This window comes from Methylobacterium sp. 1973 (assembly GCF_040545035.1).
Classification (GTDB): Bacteria; Pseudomonadota; Alphaproteobacteria; order Rhizobiales; family Beijerinckiaceae; genus Methylobacterium; species Methylobacterium fujisawaense.
The window spans coordinates 157,679-172,538 of the sequence record NZ_JBEPLA010000002.1; the positions used below are offsets into that span (position 1 = coordinate 157,679).

Here is a 14,860-nt window from a genome sequence, read left to right on the forward strand (position 1 = left end):
CTCAGGGCAGCATCACGATCGAGCCGGTGGTCTCCCGGCCCGCGAGGTCGCGGTGGACCTGCTGCGCCTCGGCCAGCGGGTAGGTGGCGTTCACCGCGATCTTCACCGCGCCGTCGCGCACCACCTTGAACAGGCGGGCGGCCGCCTCCTCCAGGGTGGCGCGGTCCGACGTGAAGGTCGCCAGCGTCGGGCGGGTCACGTAGAGCGAGCCGCGCGGGGCCAGCAGGCCGAGGTCGAGCCCGGTGATCGCCCCCGAGGCCGAGCCGAAGCTCGCCAGGAGGCCGAGCGGCGCGAGGCTGTCCAGCGAGCCCATCAGGGTCGCCTGCCCGACGCCGTCATAGACCACCGGCACGCCCTTGCCGCCGGTGATCTCGCGCACGCGCTTGGCGACATCCTCCTCGCGGTAGAGGATGACGTGGTCGCAGCCGTTCTGCTTGGCGAGTTCCGCCTTCTCGGGGCTGCCGGCGGTGCCGATCACGGTGGCGCCGAGGTGCTTGGCCCACTGGCAGGCGATCAGGCCGACGCCGCCGGCGGCCGCCTGCCACAGGATCGTGTCGCCGGGCTTCACCGCGTAGGTCCGGTGCAGCAGGTACTCGACGGTCAGGCCCTTGAGCATCATGGCGGCGGCGGTCTTCTCGTCGACCCCCTCGGGGATCGGCACGGCCGCGGAGGCCGGGATCACCGGCTCCTCGGCGTAGCAGCCGTCCGCCACCGAGCCGTAGGCGACCCGGTCGCCGGGCTTGAACTGCGAGACCCCCTCGCCCACCGCCGTGACGGTGCCGGCGCCCTCCTTGCCGGGGGTGTAGGGCATGTGCGGGGACTTGTAGGCGCCGGTGCGGAAGTAGATGTCGATGAAGTTGACGCCGATGGCGGCCTGCTTGACGCGGATCTGCCCGGGGCCGGGCTCGGCCAGGGGCACGTCCTCGAAGCGCATCACCTCGGGGCCGCCGTACTCGTAGACCCGGATCGCCTTCGGCATCGTCCTGCTCCCGCTCGCCGCCCCGTCCGGGGCGTTGCAGCCCGAGATAACGGAGCGCCCGCCGGAGGCAATTCGTTTTTGGGCCCCCGTACGCCGCCCGTGCGCCGGTTGTAACCCGCCCAGGGGCGCCGCCGTTCTGGATCCGCCGGTCCCGGGCGCCTATCTAGCCCTCGTCCCTGCTCCTGCCCTTCCTCAGCCGAGGTCCGAGATCCATGTCCGGCACCACCCGCACGAGCGCCGACCTCGATCCGCGCCGCCGCCGCCTCCTCTACCGCGCCTGGCACCGGGGCATCCGCGAGATGGACCTGATCATGGGCCGCTTCGCCGATGCCGAGATCGGCGACCTGTCGGAGGCGGAGCTCGACCAGTTCGAGGCGCTGATCGAGGTGCCGGACCGCGACCTGTTCAAGTGGCTCACCGGCGAGGTCGAGACGCCGTCGAACTACGACACGTCGGTCTGGCGGCGGGTGCGGGCGTTCCACCGGCACGACGCGCCGATCCATTCCTGAGAGCGACCGGTCGAGAGTGCCCGCGATGGACGAACCCAAGCCCAACTACGATCACCCGGCCCGGTCGATCGCCACCGAGCTGGTGGTGCGGATCATGCTGGAGATGATGGAGCGCTCCGATCCGGCGCTCCGCGCCGAGATTCTGCGGCAGGCGACGGTGCGCGCCGGGGCGATGACCGAGCACATGCCCAACGCGGATTTCTTCCGCGGCCGGGTCGAGGCGGCGCTGGCGGAGATCGTCGGGCCGGACGCCTGAGGGGCGTGCGCCGGGGTATCCCCGGCCCCGACGCGGCGCGGGTCTCCTCTCCCATGCTGGAGAGGGGACCCGCGCGCCATCCTGGGCCCGGCTCACCGACGATCGGCCGCCCATCGGCGCAGGGCCGTTCCCTGCCGCGACGGAGCGTCCATATAGGCTCTGTCCCGCCGCCCGGCCGCCGCCGCCATGCTTTATCGCGGCGGCCCGATCGGCTAACGCCACCCGACCTCTACCCCTGACGCGCCCGGCGGGATTTCCCGCGAAAGACCCGATGGCCAAGCCTCAGCCGAAGCCCCCCGCCCCCGCCGCCAAGCCGCAGGTCGCGCGCTTCGCCCTGCCGAAATCCTCGGCGCTCGCCCGGGCGATCGACGCCCTGAAGCGCGGCGACAGCCCGGTCCTGGCGAACGCCCCGGAGGGCTTCGACGCGCTGGCGCTCGCCGACCTCGCCCGCGCCCTGGCGCCCACCGTCGACGCGCCGGCCGTGCTGGTCCACGTGGCGCGGGATTCCGGACGCTCGGCCTCGTTCCAGGCGGCGCTCGGCTTCGTCGCGCCCGAGATGGACGTGATGAGCCTGCCGGCCTGGGACTGCCAGCCCTACGACCGGGTCTCGCCGACCACGGCCACGGCCGCCGCCCGGATGACGGCGCTCGCCCGCCTCGCCCGCACCCGCTCCGCCGAGGACCGCCCGCGGATCCTCTGCACCACGGTCAACGCCCTGGTGCAGCGGGTTCCGCCCCGCACCCACATCGCCAAGGAGGCGTTCTCGGCGGCGATCGGCAACGTCGTGTCCATGGACGACGTGGTCGCCTGGGTCGAGGCCAACGGCTTCCTGCGCACCGGCACCGTGCGCGACACCGGCGAGTATGCGGTGCGCGGCGGCATCCTCGACCTGTCGCCGCCGGGCTTAGCCGCGCCGATCCGCCTCGACTTCTTCGGCGACACGCTGGAATCGATCCGCGCCTTCGATCCGGAGACGCAGCGCACCACCGGGCAGCTCCGCTCGCTGGACCTGATGCCGATGAGCGAGGTCCAGCTCACCACCGAGACGATCCGGCGCTTCCGCCAGGGCTACATCCAGAGCTTCGGCGCGGCGACCCGGGACGACCGGCTCTACGAGACCGTGAGCGAGGGGCGCCGCTACGCCGGCCTCGAGCACTGGATGCCGCTGTTCTACGACCACCTCGACACGCTGTTCGACTATCTCGGCGGCGTGCCGCTGGTCTTCGACCCGCAGGTCGAGGACGCCGCCGCCGAGCGGATCAGCCTCGTCCAGGATTATTACCAGGCCCGCGAGGGCGCGATGAAGACGCCGCAGGCCGGCGTCGCTCCCTACAAGCCGCTGCCGCCCCGGGCCCTCTACCTGACGCCGAACGAGTTGAAGGAGCGGATCGCCACCGACACGGTGGCGCGGCTGACGCCCTTCGCGCAGCCCGAATCCGCGGAGCGCGCCGTGATCGATTGCGGCGCCAAGGCCGGGCGGAGCTTCGCCCCCGAGCGGGCCGACGAGAATGCCAGCGTGTTCGACGCCGCGGTGGCGCATATCCGCGACCTCCAGGGATCCGGTCATCACGTGATCCTGGGCGCCTGGTCCGACGGATCCCGCGACCGGCTCTGCGGCGTGCTCACCGACCACGGCCTCAAGAAGCCGGTGGCGATCACCCGGCTCACCGACGTCTACGCGCTGAAGCGCGGCACCGACGCGGCAGTGGCCGTCTGGGGCCTGGAGGCGGGCTTCATCGCGGGCGAGCTAGCCGTCGTCTCCGAGGGCGACATCCTGGGCGACCGGCTGGTCCGCCAGAAGCGCAAGGCCAAGAGACCCCAGGACGTGATCCTGGAGGTGCAGGCGCTCCAGCCCGGCGACCTCGTGGTCCATGCCGACCACGGCATCGGCCGGTTCGTCGGCCTCAAGACGATCCACGCCGCGGGTGCCCCGCACGATTGCCTGGAGCTGCAGTACACCGGCGGCCTGCTGCTGCTGCCGGTGGAGAATATCGAGCTCCTGACCCGCTACGGCTCGGAGGATTCCGAGGTCGCCCTCGACCGGCTCGGTGGCGGCGCGTGGCAGGCCCGCAAGGCCAAGATGAAGCGCCGCATCCTCGAGATGGCGGGCGAATTGATCAAGGTCGCGGCCCAGCGCTTCGTCCGGAAGGCCCCCGCCCTCAAGGCGCCGGAGGGGCTCTACGGGGAATTCGCCGCCCGCTTCCCGTTCGAGGAGACCGAGGACCAGGCCAACGCCATCGACGCGGTGCTGGACGACCTCAATGCCGGCCGGCCGATGGACCGGCTGGTCTGCGGCGATGTCGGCTTCGGCAAGACCGAGGTGGCTTTGCGCGCCGCCTTCGCGGCGGCGATCTCCGGCAAGCAGGTGGCGGTGATCGTCCCCACGACGCTGCTGGCCCGCCAGCACTACCGGACCTTCGCGGAGCGCTTCAAAGGATTGCCGGTCCAGGTGGCGCAGCTCTCCCGCTTCGCCTCCGCCGGGGAGATGAAGCAGACGCGGGCGGGGCTCATCGCCGGCACGGTCGACATCGTGGTCGGCACCCACGCCCTCTTGGCCAAGAACATCGCCTTCAAGGATCTCGGCCTGATCATCGTGGACGAGGAGCAGCATTTCGGCGTCGCCCACAAGGAGCGGCTGAAGGCGCTCCAGGCCGACGTCCACGTGCTGACGCTGTCGGCGACGCCGATCCCGCGCACGCTCCAGCTCGCCATGACGGGGGTGCGCGAGCTCTCGATCATCGCGACGCCGCCGGTGGACCGGCTGGTGGTGCGCACCTTCGTGACACCCTTCGACCCGCTGACCATCCGGGAGGCCCTGCTGCGCGAACGCTACCGCGGCGGCCAGTCCTTCTACGTGGTTCCCAGGATCGAGGATCTGGCCGAGGTCAAGAAATTCCTCGACGCCGAGATGCCCGAGATCAAGGTCGCGGTGGCCCACGGCCAGATGGCGGCGGGCCAGCTCGAGGACGTGATGACGGCCTTCTACGAGGGCAAGTTCGACGTGCTGCTCTCGACCACGATCGTGGAATCGGGCCTCGACATCCCCACCGCCAACACGCTGATCGTCCACCGGGCCGACATGTTCGGGCTGGCCCAGCTCTACCAGCTGCGCGGCCGGGTCGGGCGCTCGAAGGCCCGGGCCTACGCGCTGTTCACGACCCCGGCGAACCGCCAGCTCACCGCCCAGGCCGAGCAGCGCCTCAAGGTGCTCCAGAGCCTCGACACCCTGGGCGCGGGCTTCCAGCTCGCGAGCCACGATCTCGACATCCGCGGCGCCGGCAACCTGCTCGGCGACGCGCAGTCCGGCCACATCAAGGAGGTCGGCTACGAACTCTACCAGCAGATGCTGGAGGACGCGGTGACGGCGCTCAAGGCCGGCATCGAGGACGTGCCCGAGGAGGCGTGGTCGCCGACCATCGCGCTGGGCGCCCCGGTGACCATCCCGGAGACCTATGTGGAGGATCTCGGCGCGCGGCTCGCGCTCTACCGGCGCCTCGCCACCCTCCAGGACGATGCCGAGATGGAGAGCTTCGGCGCCGAACTCATCGACCGGTTCGGGCCGCTGCCGCCGGAGGTGGAGCAACTCCTCAAGATCGGCACGATCAAGATCCTCTGCCTCAAGGCGAATGTCGAGAAGGTCGAGGCCGGGCCGAAGGGCGTGGTGGTCCATTTCCGCGACCGCTCCTACGCCAACCCGCAGGGGCTCGTCGCCTACGTGGCCGAGCAGGCCTCCTTCGCGAAGGTGCGGCCCGACATGAGCGTCGTGTTCGTGCGCGAGCTGAATACGGTCCCGGCCCGGCTCAAGACCGCCACCGAGGTGCTGCGCAGCCTCGTGAAGATCGCCGAGCGGGGGAAGAAGGCGGCGTAACGATCCGCCCGATAGACTCCCTCATCCTGAGGTGCCCGCGTCAGCGGGCCTCGGCACCTCAGGATGAGGGGGCAGGTTGGAAAGCCGTGTGTGTTGCACCGCCCGCCCATCTCTGCTCTCTCCGTCGCGAATCCCAGGAGACGCGTGGATGGCAAACCCGGCCGCAGCCAGCGCCCCGTCCGATCCGGCAAGATCCGAGAAAAACGCCTTCCTCACGCCCCTGTTCACCGACCGGCGCGTCGCCGCGGTGCTCGGGCTCGGCTTCGCGCAGGGCATCCCGTTCCTGCTCGTCTACGCGACCCAGTCGGCGTGGCTCGTCCAGGCGCAGGTGCCGCTCGCCACGATCGGGCTGATGAGCGAGCTGACCATCGCCTACAAGCTCAAGTTCCTCTGGGCCCCCTTCCTCGACCGCCACGACGCGCCGCTCATCGGCCGCTGGCTCGGGCGGCGCCGGGGCTGGATCGTCGCCACGCAGATCCTGGTGGCCCTGGCGCTGGCCGGCGTCGCCTTCGGCGATCCGGCCCACTGGCTCGCCTGGACGGTGGCGTTCTCCCTGGCGCTCGGCGTGGCCGGCGCCACCCAGGACGTGGTGATCGACGGCTGGCGCATCACCGCCGCGCCCCCGGAGCGGCAGGCGCTGATGTCGTCGTGGTCGGAGATCGGCTACCGGATCGGCAACCTCGCGGCGGGGGCGGGCGCCCTCTACCTGTCCGACGCCTATGGCTGGCGCGCCGCCTACCTGTGCATGGCGGCCCTGATGGCCCCTGGCACGATCGCGGCCCTGCTCGCCCCCGAGCCCCCCGCCCCCGAGACGCCCGCCACCGGCGGCTTCGTCGAGACCGTCTGGGCGCCGATCCGCGACCTCCTCGCCCGGCTCGGGCCGCTGGCCGTGCCGGTGCTCGCCCTGGTGGCGGGCTTCCGGATGCCCGGCTACGTCTCGAACGCCATGGCGATCCCGCTGTTCAAGACGCTGGGCTACTCCAACACCGACATCGCCACCGTGACGAAGCTGTTCGGCTTCTGGATCGCGCTGGGCGGCACCTTCCTGGCGAGCGCCATCATCCCGCGGATCGGCATGATGGCGAGCCTGCTCATCGGCACCGTGACGGCCTCGGCCTCGCACCTCGCGCTGGCCTATCTCGCGTGGCACGGCGGCCATGGCGGGGCGGCGTTCTGGACCTTCGCGCTGACCGTGGGGATCGACGGCTTCGCCTACGCCTTCGCGTCGATCGTGCTGATCACCTACATGTCGCGGCTCTCGGCGACCGCGCACGCGGCGAGCCAGTACGCCCTGCTCACCTCGCTCTGCGCCCTGCCGGGCAGCCTGCTCGCCGGGTTCTCGGGCTTCGTGATCGAGCGGACCGGGTTCACGTGGTTCTTCGTCGGCACGTCCCTGATCGGCGTGCCGGTGGCCCTGCTCTGCCTGCTGGTCGCGCGCCGCCACGGGCCCATGGACACGCCCGGACAGGCGATCTGAGGCTGTGTCCCAACACGGGAACGCGCGCGGAAACTGTCTCTTTAGCGGGGATTAACCACAGCACGGCTTAATGGGGTGGACGGTTGATGTCCTCCCCAGACGGGCGACCCAGGCCACGTGCGCGGAAACAAGCTTTCGCGGGCGAACGGCGGCGGCTGCCCACGGGGAAGCGCGTACGCGAGTTCCCCGAATGGCCCAGGCTGCGTTGTCCCAAGCCGCGTTCCAGACCGCGTATCCGAGCGCGGCGCCCCTGCGCCGGGCGCCGCCGCGCATCACCTACGTCGAGACCGTCTACGATCCCGTCATCCGCACCCGGGCGCCCTACCCGAGCGCCATGCGGCGCGCCCGCCGCCGCGCCCGGCTGACGGCGCTCATCTCCCTGACGGGCATAACCCTGGCCGGCTGGGCCGTGTTCAGCCAGCCGCAGGGGCCGGCCCGGATCGACCAGCAGACCGTCGCCGCGACCGGGGCGATGTCCGGGCTCCCGCCGGTCGCCGCCCCGGTCCGGCACGCCGCTCGCAACGTCGCGCCGAAGCCGAGCATCGCCTGGATGCTCGATCCGAGCCCGGCGCTGGGCTCCGGTTCCGCGACGGCCTTCGGCGAGGCCCCGCCGACCGCCACCTTCCAGATCGCCCGTGCCGAGCCGTCCCCGGCGGTCCGCGAGATCGCCCGGCAGGTTGCCCGGGCCGAGCAGTCCAAGGCCGCGCAGACGGCCGAGCAGGCCCAGATCCGGATGCCCCAGAGCCGGATCGCCCAGGCCAAGATGGGCGAGACGACCACGGAGGCGCCGGCCGCCCCGGTCCGGATCGCCGCGGCCGAGCCCACGCCCGCCGCCCTCGCGCCCGCCTCCGTCCTCGTGCCGCTGCCGGTGTCGCGTCCGCCCGAGCTGCGGCGTGCGCCCGCGGTCCCGGCCACGCGGGTGGCGACCCGCGCCCTGCCCCGGACCCGCGACGTGTTCCGCGCCGCGATGGCCGAGGAGCCGTCCTTCTTCGAGAAGCTGTTCGGGGTCGGTGCCGCGGCCCCGTCACAGGACAGCCGCCAGGAGCCCCGTCAGGCGCTGGCCTATGCCAGCCCGGACGCCCTGCCGCAGGAGGCGCCGCGCACCCGGATCAGCCCGGAGCCCGATTCGGTGGCCGGCACGGCCGTCTACGACATCACCGCCCGCACGGTGACGCTGCCCTCCGGCGAGGTGCTGGAGGCCCATTCCGGCCTCGGCGAGGCCATGGACAACCCGCGCTACGTCCACCTGCGCATGCGCGGCTCAACGCCGCCCGGCACCTACACGCTGACCGAGCGCGAGCGCCTGTTCCACGGGGTCCGGGCGATCCGCCTCAACCCGGTGGGCGGCAGCGCCGCGATCCACGGCCGCGACGGCCTGCTGGCCCACACCTACATGCTGCGGCAGCCCGGCGCCTCGAACGGCTGCGTCTCCTTCCGCGACTACAACCGCTTCCTGCAGGCCTTCCTGCGGGGCGAGGTCCGGCGCCTCGTGGTGGTGGCCGGCAGCGAGGCCGGCGGCATCCTCAACCGGATCGGCCTGGCCGGGCGCCGCGGCAGCCGGGGCTGAAGCGCGACAGGGTTGACGACCGTCTGAGCCGAAAGATCGAGACCACTTCGGCGCGGCGCGGCTTTACGCGCCCGCCCCAGCTGCCTTAACGGGGCTCAGACGCCAGCCCTGACAAGAGGCACCCGATGAAACTGCCCCGCCGCTTCTTCCAGCCCCTCGCCACCGGCGCGCCGGCCCCGTTCCGCGAGCTGCCCGTGCGGCTGGAGCGGATGATCCACTTCGTGCCGCCCCACAACGACAAGGTCCGCGCCCGGGTGCCGGAGCTCGCCGGCACGGTCGACGTGGTGCTGGGCAACCTGGAGGACGCGGTCCCGGCCGACCAGAAGGAGGCGGCCCGCAAGGGCTTCGTGGCGATGGCCCAGGCCACCGACTTCGCCGCCACCGGCACCGGCCTCTGGACCCGGATCAACGCCCTCAACTCGCCCTGGATTCTCGACGACCTGTTCACGATCGTGGCCGAGGTCGGCGACAAGCTCGACGTGGTGATGGTGCCCAAGGTCGAGGGGCCGTGGGACATCCACTACATCGACCAGCTCCTCGCCCAGCTCGAGGCGCGCCACGGCGTGACGAAGCCGATCCTGGTCCACGCGATCCTGGAGACCGCCGAGGGCGTCGCCAACGTCGACGCTATCGCGTCCGCCTCGCCGCGGATGCACGGGATGAGCCTCGGGCCGGCGGATCTCGCGGCGTCCCGCGGCATGAAGACCACCCGGGTCGGCGGCGGCCACCCGGATTACCGGGTGATCGCGGACCCGGCGGGCGACGCGCCCCGGGCCAGCGCCCAGCAGGATCTCTGGCACTACACCATCGCCAAGATGGTCGATGCCTGCATGGCCAACGGCATCAAGGCGTTCTACGGCCCGTTCGGCGACTTCTCCGACGGCGCGGCCTGCGAGGCGCAGTTCCGCAACGCCTTCCTGATGGGCTGCGCGGGCGCCTGGACGCTGCATCCGAGCCAGGTGGCGATCGCCAAGCGGGTCTTCGCGCCGGACCCGGCCGAGGTGGCCTTCGCGGCCCGGATCGTCGAGGCCATGCCGGACGGCACCGGCGCCGTGATGCTCGACGGCAAGATGCAGGACGACGCCACTTGGAAGCAGGCCAAGGTCATCGTGGATCTCGCCAAGCTGGTGGCCGCGAAGGATCCGGAGCTGGCGGCGGTCTACAAGCTGGGGTGAGCGGCTGCCGGATTCGGGCGTCGTGTGTGGCGCCGCGGTGACGGGACGAAACGCGGGTCCCCTCTCCCGTGCGGGAGAGGGACAGGGTGAGGGATCAGGTCTGTCCGGAAGAGGCGCGCCCTGTCGGCGCGTCGATCACGTGCTTGATCCTGAGCGTTCTCGCCCCTCACCCCAACCCTCTCCCGCACGGGAGAGGGGGCGCGTCGCGCCGGTCTGGACCGGTGCCGTCGCGGACCCGAGCGCTTCTTCGGGTCAGGCCCGCGCAAGCGAGGCCTCCGTATTATCCGCCGGATCCGCGATCGCCCTGCCGGAACCGAGCGGTGACCAAATCGATCCCGCGCGCCCGCACGCTGCGGCGCGCTCAGACGTCGGCTGAAGCTAAGCTCTGGCGCGTTCTGCGAAACCGCGCCCTGAACGGCTGGAAATTCCGCCGCCAGCACCCGATCGACCGATACATCGTCGATTTTGCCTGCATAGAGGCCAAATTCATCGTCGAAGTGGACGGGGCAACGCATTCCACCGATGCCGAGCTCGTCCGAGACGCCATGCGGACCGAAATCCTCGAATCTTTCGGCTTCGCCCTGCTCCGCATCCCGAACGCGGACATCCACGACCATCGCGACGGCGTGCGCGAGACGATCCTGGCGGCCCTTGAGCGCCGCGACACGGTCTAGTCCCCCCTCACCCGCCGAACCGCGCCCGATACGCCTGCGGCGTCGCCGCGACGTGCCGCAGGAAGCTGCGCCGCAGCGTCTCCTCGGAGCCGAAGCCGCAGGTCCGGGCGATGCGCTTCACCGGCTGCGCCGTCTCGGCGAGCGCCCGCCGGGCCGCCTCCACCCGCAGGCGCTCCACGGCCTTGGCGGGGGTGAGGCCGGTCGCCTCCAGATAGTGCCGGCTCAGGCTGCGCGCGCTCATCCCGGCCGCCGCGGCCAGCGCCGGCAGCGACAGGTCGCCGGACAGGTTGTCCGCCATGAAGGCGTGGAGCCGCCCGAACCGCTCCTCGCCCGCCTGCAGGGCCAGCGCCGCGCTGAACTGCGCCTGCCCGCCGGGGCGCTTGAGGAACATCACGAGGTGGCGCGCCACCGCCAGGGCGGTCGCGCGGCCGAGATCCTCCTCGACCAGCGCCAGGGCCAGGTCGATGCCCGCCGTGACCCCCGCCGAGGACCAGACCGGGCCGTCGCGCACGAAGATCGGGTCGGGCTCGATCCGGGCGCGCCGGTAGCGCGCGGCGAGCGCGCCGCAATGCTTCCAATGGGTCACGGCCCGCCGCCCGTCGAGGAGCCCCGCCGCTCCGAGCAGGAACGCGCCGGTGCAGACCGAGGCGACCCGGCGGGCCCGGCCCGCCCGGGCCCGCACCCAGGCCACCAGGGCGGCGTCGTCGCAGGCCGCGACGACGCCGGGGCCGCCCGCGATCACCAGCGTGTCCACCGGCGCCGCGAGATCCGGCAGCGGGTCGGCCACCAGCCGCAGGCCCGCCGAGGCGGTGAGCCCCGGGTCGCCGGCCGCGATCACCCGCGGCGCGTATGGGGTCCCGGCGCCGCCGTGCTCGTTGGCGGTGGCGAAGACCTGGAGCGGCCCGGCCACGTCGAGGAGCTGCACCGACGGGAAGGCCAGCACCTCGACCGGTCGCGGTTGATCTGGCGAGAAACGAGGGCTCTTTGGCATTTCGGCCAGATCCTGACGCGGTAGGGTGTCCCTGTCCACCACGGAGGCCCGGCATGATCCCGCCCGACACCCATCTGCAGATCGGCTCGCTCCTGTTCGAGGGGCTGGACCAGATCGACCTCACCGGCCCGTTCGAGGTCCTGTCCCGGGTGCCCAACAGCACCTACCGGGTCTACGCGCCGAGCCTGGACCCCGTCCGCGACGTCCGCGGCCTCCGGATCCTGCCGGATGCCACCCTGGCGGAGGCCCCGCGGCTCGACGTGCTGCACGTTCCGGGCGGCCAGGGCCAGGAGGCCCTGATGCGGGACGCGGCCGTGCTCGGCTGGATCCGCGACCAGGCGGCCGGGGCCGGCCACGTCCTCTCGGTCTGCACCGGCGCGCTCCTCCTCGGTGCGGCCGGTCTGCTGGTGGGGCGGCGGGCCACGACCTACTGGAACGCCGTCCACCTGCTCCCGTTCTTCGGGGCCGAGCCGGTGGATGAGCGCGTCGTGATCGACCGCGACGCGGACGGCCGCACCTGGGTGTTCGCGGCCGGGGTCACCGCGGGCATCGACGGGGCGCTGCGGCTCGCCGCCGCGCTGCGCGGCGACGAGGCCGCGCAGGCGATCCAGCTCGGCATGCAATACGCCCCCGAGCCGCCCTTCGACAGCGGCACGCCCCGGACGGCCCCGCCGGCCATCGTGGCGCGGGCGCGGGCGGCCGCCGCCGACCTCACCGCTCGGCGCGAGGCCACCGCCCGGGCGATCGCGGCCGAACGCGGCATCCGGCCTCCCGAACCGGCGTCCGTCACCCGATGACGCGCAGGCCGGTGCGCGCCGTTACCGGTCGGCGGCACCGACCCGGTGACAGGCCCCGTCAACGGACCTATCTGTCCGTTCTGGACGGACTGAACCATGACGGACGTAACACTGAGAACCGCGAAATTCGCGATCGGCGCCGTGGTGCGCCACCGGATCTACCCGTTCCGCGGCGTCGTGTTCGACGTCGACCCGGTGTTCGACAACACCGAGGAATGGTGGCTGGCGATCCCCGAGGAGGTCCGGCCGCGCAAGGACCAGCCGTTCTACCACCTGCTCGCCGAGAACGCCGAGACCGAGTACGTGGCCTACGTGTCGGAACAGAACCTCCTGCCCGACACGTCGGGCGAAGCCCTGCGCCATGCCGGCATCGCCGAGATGTTCGAGCGCGACGCCGCCGGCGCATACCGGATGCGGGACCGCCCCACGAACTGAGCGGGCCGGGACTCGTCAAGATCCTGGCAACGCCGCCGCGATAGCCTTCCGTGACGGCCCGTGCCGTCGCACGGGCCCGACACCATGATCCGACCTGTCGCCGCCGCGCTTCTGGCCGCCGGCCTTCTCTCGATCCAGGCCCGCGCCAACGATAGCGCCGCCGAACTCGATGCCGGCGGGCTGGTCCTGAGGCGCGAGCCCGGAATCGCGCTGGCGAGCGAGGACCTGTCGATCGCCAGCGACCGGATCGGCGTGTCCTACCTGTTCCGCAATCAGGGGCAGGAGCCCCGCACGGTGCGGATCGCCTTCCCGCTGCCGCCCATCGACGGGCGCGAACTCAGCTTCTCGGCCCTCGCGCTGCCGCAGCCCGAAAGCCCGAACTTCGTTGGCTTCACCGTGACGGTGGACGGAAAGCCGCTCGCACCGGAGCTGGAGGAGCGGGCCTTCGTGGGCGAGCGCGAGGTGACGGACCTCCTCCGCCGCCACGACCTGCCCCTGAACCCGCTGCGCTTCGACGCGATCAAGGCGGCCGAGAAGCGGATCGGCACCGCCGCGTGGGCCGAACTGGTCAAGGCCGGCCTGTTCCCCGAATCCGAGGGGATGACCGATCGCATGACCGAGGGCCTGTGGCGCAGCGAGGCGAAGTTCCACTGGCTCCAGACCTTCCCGCCCGGGCAGGATGTCCGCATCGCGCACAGCTACGCGCCGGTGAACGGCTTCCATTTCCTCGACCTCAAGGACGCCTCCCGCGAGGGCTACCGGGCGACCTACTGCCTGGACGAGGCCGGGCTCACGGCGATCCGGCGCCTGCAGGCGAAGGCGGCGGATCCCAGCGGCTACCTGCGCGCCACCGTGGTGCCCTACATCGTCACCACGGCGCGCAACTGGGCCGCGCCGATCGGGCGCTTCACCCTCACGGTCGACAAGGGCAGCCCGGAGGCGGTGGTGAGCTTCTGCCGCACGGGCATCCGGAAGACCGGGCCGACCACGTTCCGCTGGGAGGCCCGGGACTACGTTCCCGACCAGGATCTGCGCGTGCTGATCGTCCAGCCGGGTTCGGGCCCGGCGGGGACCCGGTAGATCCCGGCGCCGGGCGCCTCAAACGCGAAGGGCCGGACCTCGCGGTCCGGCCCCCGATACGGACCCGCCGCGCGGCGGGTCGATGGCGCTCGCGGTCCCGGAGGACCGCGGACGAGAAGCCCTTACTTGGCGGCGGGGGCCGGCGCCGCGGCACCGGCGGCCGGAGCGGAGCCCTGCTGCTGCTCCAGCTTCTTGCGCATGTCCTCGGAGCGCTTCTCCAGCTCGGCCTGGAGCTTCTTCTGCTGCTCCTCGAGGACCTTCGGGTCGATGGCCGGGCCGTCGAAGGCCTTGCCGAAGCCGGTCAGCGGCACCGCGAAGGTGACCTCGCGCTGGGTCTGGTTCTGGACCGAGACGTTGAGGGTCGTGCCCTTCTTCATCGCGGCGATCACGCCGGCATCGACGCCGCCGGCCTCGGCGAAGCAGCCGTTCGGGAAGCAGACCGCGAAGCGACCGGCGGTCGCTGCCTGGCCGTCGACGCTGAAGCGGATGCCCGGCTGCAGCAGCAGGCCGAGCGGCAGCAGGTAGCGCACCACGCGCACCTCCTGCTTCTGGGCGGCGTTCTTCATCTCGTAGACCGCCACCGCCAGCACGGGCTGGCCCTGGTCGGACACGAAGTCGCGGGTCGTGTAGCAGATGTCGGTGCCCGAGCCCTGATCCTTGCCGCAGACCTTGGTCCAGTCGGCCTGGCTCGGCTCGGACTTCACGGCGACGATCTGCGGGCCGGTCTGGGCGGCCGGGGTGTTGGCCGCCGGGGTGCCCGGGGCGGTCGGCGCCGGCGCGGCCGGCGCGGGAGCGGCGGGCTTCTTCGGCTGCGCCAGGGCCGGCGCGGCCGCGAGACCGAGGCCCGCGAGGCCGAAAAGAGCGGCGCGCGCGAGCGTCGCGGTGCGGGTGAAGGACATCGGCTCTGACCCCTTGGAAGAGACGTGGTGTGGCTGGCAGGATGCGGAGCCGGCCTGGCGGCAGGTCCGCCGGACCGTCCGGATGCCCGCCGCGTTGGCGTGCCGCCCGGAACTCCGGATGAATCGGTCCGGCCATCGGGCGGGACGGGCGCC

Annotated in this window: 13 protein-coding genes; 10 read left to right on the forward strand and 3 right to left on the reverse strand. The window is 72.2% G+C overall.

Annotation, left to right across the window (positions count from 1 at the left end):
• Nucleotide 1: 1 nt before the first annotated feature.
• Nucleotides 2–979, reverse strand: coding sequence for a quinone oxidoreductase family protein (locus ABIC70_RS04555; protein WP_043379664.1), 978 nt, complete (start codon nucleotides 977–979; stop codon nucleotides 2–4).
• A gap of 212 nt (nucleotides 980–1,191) precedes the next feature.
• On the opposite strand from ABIC70_RS04555, the gene ABIC70_RS04560 reads away from it, so the two are divergent.
• The 7 genes from ABIC70_RS04560 (at nucleotide 1,192) to ABIC70_RS04590 (ending at nucleotide 10,505) form a co-directional block, all read left to right on the forward strand.
• On the forward strand, nucleotides 1,192–1,488 hold the full coding sequence (locus ABIC70_RS04560) for an FAD assembly factor SdhE (RefSeq protein WP_043351869.1): 297 nt from the start codon (nucleotides 1,192–1,194) through the stop codon (nucleotides 1,486–1,488).
• Nucleotides 1,489–1,513: 25 nt separating this feature from the next.
• On the forward strand, nucleotides 1,514–1,744 hold the full coding sequence (locus tag ABIC70_RS04565; RefSeq protein ID WP_043351867.1) for a hypothetical protein: 231 nt from the start codon (nucleotides 1,514–1,516) through the stop codon (nucleotides 1,742–1,744).
• A 271-nt stretch (nucleotides 1,745–2,015) separates the two neighbouring features.
• The gene (mfd, locus tag ABIC70_RS04570; RefSeq protein ID WP_354439001.1) at nucleotides 2,016–5,612 is read left to right on the forward strand and encodes a transcription-repair coupling factor; all 3,597 of its coding nucleotides are present in this window, start codon (nucleotides 2,016–2,018) and stop codon (nucleotides 5,610–5,612) included.
• A gap of 148 nt (nucleotides 5,613–5,760) precedes the next feature.
• Entirely contained in the window at nucleotides 5,761–7,089 is a 1,329-nt protein-coding gene (locus ABIC70_RS04575; protein ID WP_043379658.1) for an AmpG family muropeptide MFS transporter, read from the forward strand.
• Nucleotides 7,090–7,279: 190 nt separating this feature from the next.
• Complete coding sequence (locus tag ABIC70_RS04580) at nucleotides 7,280–8,656, forward strand: tlde1 domain-containing protein (protein ID WP_075380065.1); 1,377 nt, start codon at nucleotides 7,280–7,282, stop codon at nucleotides 8,654–8,656.
• A 125-nt stretch (nucleotides 8,657–8,781) separates the two neighbouring features.
• Nucleotides 8,782–9,831 (forward strand): HpcH/HpaI aldolase/citrate lyase family protein, encoded by a 1,050-nt coding sequence (locus ABIC70_RS04585; RefSeq protein WP_043756806.1) that lies wholly within the window; start codon nucleotides 8,782–8,784, stop codon nucleotides 9,829–9,831.
• A gap of 320 nt (nucleotides 9,832–10,151) precedes the next feature.
• The gene (locus ABIC70_RS04590) at nucleotides 10,152–10,505 is read left to right on the forward strand and encodes an endonuclease domain-containing protein (protein WP_354439002.1); all 354 of its coding nucleotides are present in this window, start codon (nucleotides 10,152–10,154) and stop codon (nucleotides 10,503–10,505) included.
• 7 nt (nucleotides 10,506–10,512) lie between these two features.
• Here ABIC70_RS04590 and ABIC70_RS04595 read toward each other — a convergent pair whose 3' ends face one another.
• A complete protein-coding gene (locus ABIC70_RS04595) occupies nucleotides 10,513–11,496 on the reverse strand; it encodes a GlxA family transcriptional regulator (protein ID WP_043379649.1) in 984 nt (327 codons plus the stop codon).
• A 53-nt stretch (nucleotides 11,497–11,549) separates the two neighbouring features.
• Here ABIC70_RS04595 and ABIC70_RS04600 point away from each other — a divergent pair, with 53 nt between their 5' ends.
• From ABIC70_RS04600 to ABIC70_RS04610, 3 genes are all read left to right on the forward strand, one after another.
• Nucleotides 11,550–12,293 (forward strand): DJ-1/PfpI family protein, encoded by a 744-nt coding sequence (locus ABIC70_RS04600; protein ID WP_043357320.1) that lies wholly within the window; start codon nucleotides 11,550–11,552, stop codon nucleotides 12,291–12,293.
• A 96-nt stretch (nucleotides 12,294–12,389) separates the two neighbouring features.
• The gene (gene hspQ / locus ABIC70_RS04605) at nucleotides 12,390–12,728 is read left to right on the forward strand and encodes a heat shock protein HspQ (protein ID WP_043357318.1); all 339 of its coding nucleotides are present in this window, start codon (nucleotides 12,390–12,392) and stop codon (nucleotides 12,726–12,728) included.
• 84 nt (nucleotides 12,729–12,812) lie between these two features.
• Nucleotides 12,813–13,808, forward strand: a complete 996-nt coding sequence (locus ABIC70_RS04610) for a DUF4424 domain-containing protein (RefSeq protein WP_182592172.1) — start codon at nucleotides 12,813–12,815, stop codon at nucleotides 13,806–13,808.
• 122 nt (nucleotides 13,809–13,930) lie between these two features.
• On the opposite strand, the gene ABIC70_RS04615 is transcribed toward ABIC70_RS04610, so the two are convergent.
• Nucleotides 13,931–14,707, reverse strand: a complete 777-nt coding sequence (locus ABIC70_RS04615; RefSeq protein WP_043379642.1) for an invasion associated locus B family protein — start codon at nucleotides 14,705–14,707, stop codon at nucleotides 13,931–13,933.
• Between the last annotated feature and the right edge of the window lie 153 nt (nucleotides 14,708–14,860).

Bases quoted from the DNA above. Each gene is read 5' to 3' on its own strand.
- ABIC70_RS04555 (WP_043379664.1), bottom strand. From the start codon at position 979: ATGCCGAAGGCGATCCGGGTCTACGAGTACGGCGGCCCCGAGGTGATG.
- ABIC70_RS04560 (WP_043351869.1), top strand. From the start codon at position 1,192: ATGTCCGGCACCACCCGCACGAGCGCCGACCTCGATCCGCGCCGCCGC.
- ABIC70_RS04565 (WP_043351867.1), top strand. From the start codon at position 1,514: ATGGACGAACCCAAGCCCAACTACGATCACCCGGCCCGGTCGATCGCC.
- mfd (WP_354439001.1), top strand. From the start codon at position 2,016: ATGGCCAAGCCTCAGCCGAAGCCCCCCGCCCCCGCCGCCAAGCCGCAG.
- ABIC70_RS04575 (WP_043379658.1), top strand. From the start codon at position 5,761: ATGGCAAACCCGGCCGCAGCCAGCGCCCCGTCCGATCCGGCAAGATCC.
- ABIC70_RS04580 (WP_075380065.1), top strand. From the start codon at position 7,280: ATGGCCCAGGCTGCGTTGTCCCAAGCCGCGTTCCAGACCGCGTATCCG.
- ABIC70_RS04585 (WP_043756806.1), top strand. From the start codon at position 8,782: ATGAAACTGCCCCGCCGCTTCTTCCAGCCCCTCGCCACCGGCGCGCCG.
- ABIC70_RS04595 (WP_043379649.1), bottom strand. From the start codon at position 11,496: ATGCCAAAGAGCCCTCGTTTCTCGCCAGATCAACCGCGACCGGTCGAG.
- ABIC70_RS04600 (WP_043357320.1), top strand. From the start codon at position 11,550: ATGATCCCGCCCGACACCCATCTGCAGATCGGCTCGCTCCTGTTCGAG.
- hspQ (WP_043357318.1), top strand. From the start codon at position 12,390: ATGACGGACGTAACACTGAGAACCGCGAAATTCGCGATCGGCGCCGTG.
- ABIC70_RS04610 (WP_182592172.1), top strand. From the start codon at position 12,813: ATGATCCGACCTGTCGCCGCCGCGCTTCTGGCCGCCGGCCTTCTCTCG.
- ABIC70_RS04615 (WP_043379642.1), bottom strand. From the start codon at position 14,707: ATGTCCTTCACCCGCACCGCGACGCTCGCGCGCGCCGCTCTTTTCGGC.